The organism is Corallococcus sp. AB049A, from assembly GCF_003668885.1.
Classification (GTDB): domain Bacteria; phylum Myxococcota; class Myxococcia; order Myxococcales; family Myxococcaceae; genus Corallococcus; species Corallococcus interemptor.
Genome location: NZ_RAWL01000601.1, coordinates 1 through 4,086, shown reverse-complemented (window position 1 = coordinate 4,086; position 4,086 = coordinate 1). Strand labels below are relative to the sequence as shown.

The 4,086-nt window shown below is 70.7% G+C and carries 5 protein-coding genes; 3 read left to right on the top strand and 2 right to left on the bottom strand.

Annotated elements, in window-relative coordinates:
- The first annotated feature begins 20 nt into the window (after positions 1–20).
- Positions 21–2,120, top strand: a complete 2,100-nt coding sequence (locus tag D7X55_RS43715) for a hypothetical protein (RefSeq protein WP_158626482.1) — start codon at positions 21–23, stop codon at positions 2,118–2,120.
- On the opposite strand, the gene D7X55_RS43710 is transcribed toward D7X55_RS43715, so the two are convergent.
- Positions 2,117–2,335: a hypothetical protein gene (locus tag D7X55_RS43710; RefSeq protein ID WP_121725479.1), complete on the bottom strand. Its 219-nt coding sequence runs from the start codon at positions 2,333–2,335 to the stop codon at positions 2,117–2,119. The two genes, D7X55_RS43715 and D7X55_RS43710, sit on opposite strands and share 4 nt — an antisense overlap.
- Here D7X55_RS43710 and D7X55_RS43705 point away from each other — a divergent pair.
- Positions 2,334–2,738 carry a hypothetical protein gene (locus D7X55_RS43705; protein ID WP_158626481.1) on the top strand — a complete coding sequence of 135 codons (405 nt, stop codon included), beginning with the start codon at positions 2,334–2,336 and terminating at the stop codon, positions 2,736–2,738. The two genes, D7X55_RS43710 and D7X55_RS43705, sit on opposite strands and share 2 nt — an antisense overlap.
- On the opposite strand, the gene D7X55_RS43700 is transcribed toward D7X55_RS43705, so the two are convergent.
- Positions 2,735–3,262, bottom strand: a complete 528-nt coding sequence (locus D7X55_RS43700; RefSeq protein ID WP_158626480.1) for a hypothetical protein — start codon at positions 3,260–3,262, stop codon at positions 2,735–2,737. The genes D7X55_RS43705 and D7X55_RS43700 overlap by 4 nt on opposite strands.
- 572 nt (positions 3,263–3,834) lie before the next feature.
- On the opposite strand from D7X55_RS43700, the gene D7X55_RS43695 reads away from it, so the two are divergent.
- Positions 3,835–4,086, top strand: a 252-nt coding sequence (locus D7X55_RS43695; protein WP_158626479.1) for a hypothetical protein, incomplete at its 3' end; no start/stop codon positions are given.

Here is a 4,086-nt window from a genome sequence, read left to right as displayed (position 1 = left end):
CGCCGGGGGAGTGAAGGCGGATGGGCAGGCTTGCCCTGTTCGGACAGGCGCTGGGCTTCGGCGGCGCGGGCCTCTTCGGCGAGGCGGGCTTCTTCGGCGGCGCGGGCCTCTTCGGCGGCGCGGGCCTCTTCGGCGATGCGATGGAGTTCGGCCTGACGTGCCTCTTCGGCGAGGCGCGCGGCTTCGGCTTCGGCGTGGACGCGAGCTTCCTCGGCGAGGCGGGCGGCTTCGATTCGAGAAGCTTCTTCGGCGAGTCGCGCTTCTTCCTCCGCGCGAAGGCGGGCCTCTTCAGCGAGCCGAGCTTCCTCGGCAAGGCGGGCCTCTCCGGCTACGCGCGCTTCCTCTTCTGCACGAAGGCGGGCTTCTTCCGCGAGGCGGGCCTCTTCCTCGGCGCGAAGCCGGGCCTCTTCCTCGAGGCGAGCCTCTTCGGCCAGCCGAGCTTCTTCTTCTGCGCGAAGGCGAGCTTCTTCCGCGAGCCGGGCTTCCTCTGCGAGCCGAGCTTCTTCCACGGCACGCAGGCGTGCTTCTTCGGCCAGGCGGGCCTCTTCAGCAAGCCGAGCCTCTTCCTCCGCACGAAGTCGGGCTTCTTCCGCGAGGCGAGCTTCCTCCTCCGCGCGAAGCCGGGCCTCCTCTGCCAGCCGGGCCTCTTCCGCGAGCCGAGCCTCTTCCTCCGCACGGATGCGTGCCTCTTCGGCCAGGCGCGCCTCTTCGGCCAGCCGGGCTTCTTCCTCGGCTCGGAGCCGGGCCTCTTCCGCGAGCCGAGCCTCCTCCGCCAACCGGGCTTCTTCCGCGAGCCGAGCCGCTTCGGCTACACGCGCCTCTTCCTCTGCACGAAGGCGTGCCTCCTCCGCGATCCGGGCCTCTTCGGCAAGTCGGGCCTCTTCTTCCGCACGAAGGCGAGCTTCTTCAGCAAGTCTGGCCTCCTCTGCGAGCCGAGCCTCCTCTTCCGCACGAAGGCGAGCTTCTTCAGCAAGGCGAGCCTCTTCCTCCAGCCGAGCCTGCTCCGCGAGTCGGGCCTCCTCCTCAGCGCGAAGACGAGCCGCCTCAGCGAGTCGGGCCTCTTCCTCAGCGCGAAGACGGGCCTCTTCAGCCAGCCGAGCCTCTTCGGCGAGGCGTGCTTCCTCGGCGAGACGAGCCTCCTCTTCGGCGCGAAGCCTAGCCTCTTCGGCAAGGCGTGCTTCTTCCGCGAGGCGTGCTTCCTCGGCCAGGCGCGCTTCCTCAAGCGCGCGGAGCCGAGCCTCTTCGGCAAGGCGGGCCTCTTCTTCCGCTCGAAGCCGAGCCTCCTCCGCGAGACGGGCCTCCTCCGCCAGACGCGCCTCTTCCTCCGCACGAAGCCGGGCCTCTTCCGCGAGGCGCGCCTCTTCAGCAAGGCGAGCCTCTTCCGCCAGGCGTTCTTCCTCAGCGAGACGAGCCTCTTCGGCCAGACGCGCCTCTTCTTCGGCACGAAGGCGAGCCTCTTCCGCGAGCCGAGCCTCTTCCGCCAGGCGCGCTTCCTCCTCCGCACGCAAGCGCGCTTCTTCCGCCAGCCGCGCTTCCTCAGCGAGACGAGCTTCCTCTTCAGCGCGAAGGCGAGCCTCCTCGGCCAAACGCGCCTCTTCCGCCAAGCGTTCTTCCTCAGCGCGAAGGCGAGCCTCCTCGGCCAGACGCGCCTCTTCCGCCAGGCGAGCTTCCTCTTCAGCGCGAAGGCGGGCCTCCTCGGCCAGACGCGCCTCTTCCGCGAGCCGTGCCTCCTCCTCCGCACGGAGGCGGGCCTCTTCGGCGAGGCGGGCTTCTTCTGCGAGCCGCGCCGCTTCAGCTACGCGCGCATCCTCTTCCGCACGAAGGCGAGCTTCTTCCGCGAGCCGGGCCTCCTCTGCGACGCGGGCTTCCTCAGCAAGGCGGGCCTCTTCTTCCGCCCGGAGCCGAGCCTCTTCTGCGAGTCGAGCCTCCTCGGCCAGACGAGCCTCTTCTGCGAGTCGAGCCTCTTCTGCGAGCCGGGCCTCTTCAGCGAGACGGGCCTCCTCGGCCAGGCGAGCCTCTTCCTCCGCACGAAGCCGCGCCTCTTCCGCGAGCCGAGCTTCTTCAGCCAAGCGCGCCTCTTCAGCAATGCGCTCTGCCTCGATACGCGCCAACTCCGCTAGCCGAGCCTCCTCCTCAGCACGAAGCCGGGCTTCCTCCGCGAGGCGCGCCTCTTCGGCCAGCCGAGCTTCTTCAGCAATGCGCTCTGCTTCAATTCGCGCGGCTTCCTCGGCAAGGCGTGCTTCCTCCGCGAGCCGGGCCTCCTCTTCTGCACGAAGGCGAGCCTCTTCCGCGAGTCGAGCCTCCTCCTCCGCGCGAAGCCGGGCCTCTTCCGCATGGCGTGCCTCTTCGGCCAGCCGAGCCTCTTCCTCAGCACGGAGTCGGGCCTCCTCCGCCAACCGGGCCTCTTCAGCGAGCCGAGATTCTTCGGCCAGGCGAGCCTCTTCCTCAGCGCGAAGGCGTGCTTCTTCCGCGAGCCGAGCCTCCTCGGCCAGACGAGCCTCTTCCGCGAGTCGAGCCTCTTCCGCGAGTCGAGCCTCCTCCGCGAGTCGAGCCTCCTCGGCCAGACGAGCCTCCTCGGCCAGACGAGCCTCTTCCTCCGCGCGGAGCCGAGCCTCCTCCGCGAGACGCGCTTCTTCTGCGAGTCGAGCCTCTTCCGCGAGCCGCGCCTCTTCTGCGAGTCGAGCCTCTTCGGCTGCTCGCGCTTCTTCCTCCGCGCGAAGCCGGGCTTCTTCCGCTAGGCGGGCCTCCTCCGCAAGACGAGCCTCTTCCTCAGCACGAAGCCGCGCTTCTTCCGCGAGGCGTGCCTCTTCCGCGAGGCGAGCCTCCTCGATCGCTCGGAGCCGAGCCTCTTCCGCGAGACGGGCCTCCTCCGCGAGGCGGGCTTCTTCTTCGGCACGAAGACGTGCCTCTTCAGCCAGCCGAGCCTCTTCGGCGAGTCGCTCGGCTTCAATGCGAGCCAACTCAGCGAGGCGGGCCTCTTCGGCGAGTCGCTCAGCTTCGATACGCGCCAGTTCAGCCAGCCGCGCCTCTTCGGCGAGTCGCTCAGCTTCGATACGCGCCAGTTCAGCCAGCCGCGCCTCTTCGGCCAAACGTTCAGCTTCGATACGCGCAAGCTCGGCGAGCCGCGCCTCTTCCGCCAACCGCTCCGCCTCAAGACGGGCCTCTTCCGCGAGCCGCGCCTCTTCCGCCAAACGCTCTGCTTCAAGCCGAGCCAGCTCAGCGAGACGGGCCTCCTCCGCCAGCCGCGCCTCTTCTTCGGCACGAAGCCGGGCCTCTTCCGCGAGACGGGCCTCCTCCGCCAGCCGCGCCTCTTCCGCCAGCCGCTCAGCCTCAATGCGCGCCAGTTCCGCGAGCCGAGCCTCCTCCGCCAACCGCTCCGCTTCCAGCCGCGCCAGTTCCGCGAGCCTCGCCTCTTCCGCGAGCCGAGCCTCCTCCGCCAGCCGCTCCGCCTCCAGCCGCGCCAGCTCCGTGAGCCTCGCCTCCTCCGCGCGCCGCTCCGCCTCTTCGCGCCGGCGCGCCTCCTCGATGGCCCAGGCCTCCTCCTCCGCCTGCCGCAGCTCCTCCTCGCGCCGCAGCCGCTCGCGCTCCTCCCAGTCCTCCACCGACAGGGCCTCGATGCGGCCCTCGCGCTCCAGCACCCGCAGCAGCGCCTGCTGCGCTCCCGTCAGCGACTCCGGCCTCCGGAACGCCCCCAGCGTCTCCAGCAGGCTCCGCTCCGACGCGTCCGTCAGCCACGGCTCGCACGCCGCCACCTCCGGGCAGCGGTAGACCCTCGCGGGCACGGGCTCGCTGGGCGCCGGCTCCAGCGCCGCGCGCACCACCCGGACCCCGGCGATGGGCGCGAAATCCCCCGCCGCCTCCACCGCCTCCGCCTCGAAGTCCGCGCGCTCCGCCAGCTCGCTCAGCCTGCGCACCTGCGCCAGCACCTGCTGCTCGTGCACCACCGCCGGCTGCAGCCCGCGGTCCTCCAGCAGCTCCTCGTCCGGCGCCGCCGCGCTGCCCCGCGCCCACAGCGCGTCCAGGGCGTTCTCGTCCAACAACCCGTTCTGGAAGAGCGCCTGCGCCGGCGTCTGGTACCCGAAGCCC

Bases quoted from the DNA above. Each gene is read 5' to 3' on its own strand.
- D7X55_RS43715 (WP_158626482.1), top strand. From the start codon at position 21: ATGGGCAGGCTTGCCCTGTTCGGACAGGCGCTGGGCTTCGGCGGCGCG.
- D7X55_RS43705 (WP_158626481.1), top strand. From the start codon at position 2,334: ATGGCGTGCCTCTTCGGCCAGCCGAGCCTCTTCCTCAGCACGGAGTCG.
- D7X55_RS43710 (WP_121725479.1), bottom strand. From the start codon at position 2,335: ATGCGGAAGAGGCCCGGCTTCGCGCGGAGGAGGAGGCTCGACTCGCGG.